The organism is Streptomyces dysideae, from assembly GCF_001514305.1.
Lineage (GTDB): Bacteria > Actinomycetota > Actinomycetes > Streptomycetales > Streptomycetaceae > Streptomyces > Streptomyces dysideae.
Genome location: NZ_KQ949104.1, coordinates 1 through 1740, shown reverse-complemented (window position 1 = coordinate 1740; position 1740 = coordinate 1). Strand labels below are relative to the sequence as shown.

At 71.0% G+C, this 1740-nt stretch carries 2 protein-coding genes; both read right to left on the bottom strand.

Annotated elements, in window-relative coordinates; all coding sequences use genetic code 11:
* The coding region (locus tag AQJ91_RS34955) for an electron transfer flavoprotein subunit alpha/FixB family protein (protein WP_067029668.1) at positions 1 to 879 on the bottom strand (879 nt) is incomplete at its 3' end.
* Between the two features lie 76 nt (positions 880 to 955).
* Positions 956 to 1740: electron transfer flavoprotein subunit beta/FixA family protein (locus tag AQJ91_RS34950; RefSeq protein ID WP_234383221.1), on the bottom strand; the 785-nt coding region annotated here is incomplete at its 5' end.

Sequence of the window (1740 nt, the reverse complement as noted above, 5' to 3'; positions counted from 1 at the left end):
GAAGATCGGGGCTTCGGCGTCCTTGTTGACCGCGACGATGGTCTTCGAGGTCTGCATGCCCGCGCGGTGCTGGATCGCGCCGGAGATGCCGGAGGCGATGTACAGCTGCGGCGAGACGGACTTGCCGGTCTGGCCGACCTGGTTGGTGTGCGGGTACCAGCCGGCGTCGACGGCGGCACGCGAGGCACCCACGGCCGCGCCGAGGGAGTCGGCGAGCGCCTCGATGATCGCGAAGTTCTCCGCGCCGTTGACGCCACGGCCACCGGAGACCACGATCGCGGCCTCGGTCAGCTCGGGGCGGCCGGTCGACTCACGCGGCGTGCGCGCGGTGACCTTGGTGCCGGTGGCCTGCTCCGAGAAGGACACGGCCAGCTCCTCGACGGTGCCGGCGGCCGGGGCGGCCTCCACGGCGGCGCTGTTGGGCTTGACCGTGATGACCGGGGTGCCCTTGGCGACCCGGGACTTGGTGGTGAAGGACGCGGCGAACACCGACTGGGTGGCCACCGGGCCCTCGTCGCCGGCCTCCAGGTCGACGGCGTCGGTGATGATGCCGGAGCCGATGCGCAGCGCCAGACGGGCGGCGATCTCCTTGCCCTCGGCGGAGGACGGCACCAGCACGGCCGCCGGGGAGAGCGCGGCGACGGCGGCCTGCAGGGCGTCGACCTTGGGCACGACCAGGTAGTCGGCGTACTCGGCGGCCTCGTGCGTGAGCACCTTGACCGCGCCGTGCTCGGCGAGCGTGGCGGCGGTGTCCGCGGCGCCGTTGCCCAGCGCGACGGCGACCGGCTCGCCGATACGGCGGGCCAGCGTCAGCAGCTCCAGGGTGGGCTTGCGGACGGCACCGTCCACGTGGTCGACGTAGACGAGAACTTCAGCCATGGGAATGGATCTCCTTGCGGAATCGCGAAGTCTGAGGGGCGGGAAGGGGGTTGAGCCTCGAGCGGGCCAGCGACCCTTAGATGAACTTCTGGCTCGCGAGGAACTCAGCGAGCTGCTTGCCGCCCTCGCCCTCGTCCTTGACGATCGTGCCGGCGGTACGGGCCGGACGCTCGGCCGCGGAGTCCACGACCGTGTAGGAGCCCTCCGGGCCGACCTCCTCGGCCTCCAGGTCCAGGTCGGACAGGTCCCAGGACTGCACCAGCTTCTTCTTGGCCGCCATGATGCCCTTGAAGGACGGGTAACGCGCCTCACCCGACTGGTCGGTGACGGACACGACCGCCGGGAGGGACGCCTCCAGCGCCTCGGAGGCGGCGTCGCCGTCACGACGGCCCTTGACCGTGCCGTCCTCGACGGAGACCTCGGACAGCAGCGTCACCTGCGGGACACCCAGGCGCTCCGCGAGCAGCGCCGGCACGACGCCCATGGTGCCGTCGGTGGAGGCCATGCCGGAGATCACCAGGTCGTAGCCGGCCTTCTCGATCGCCTTGGCCAGCACCAGGGAGGTGCCGATGGCGTCGGTGCCGTGCAGGTCGTCGTCCTCGACGTGGATCGCCTTGTCGGCGCCCATCGACAGGGCCTTGCGGAGCGCGTCCTTGGCGTCCTCCGGGCCCACCGTCAGAACGGTGATCTCCGCGTCGTCCGCCTCGTCGGCGATCTGCAGCGCCTGCTCGACCGCGTACTCGTCGAGCTCGGAGAGCAGGCCGTCCACGTCGTCCCGGTCGACGGTCAGGTCATCGGCGAAGTGCCGGTCGCCAGTGGCGTCGGGCACGTACTTCACAGTGACAACGATCCTCAAGCTCA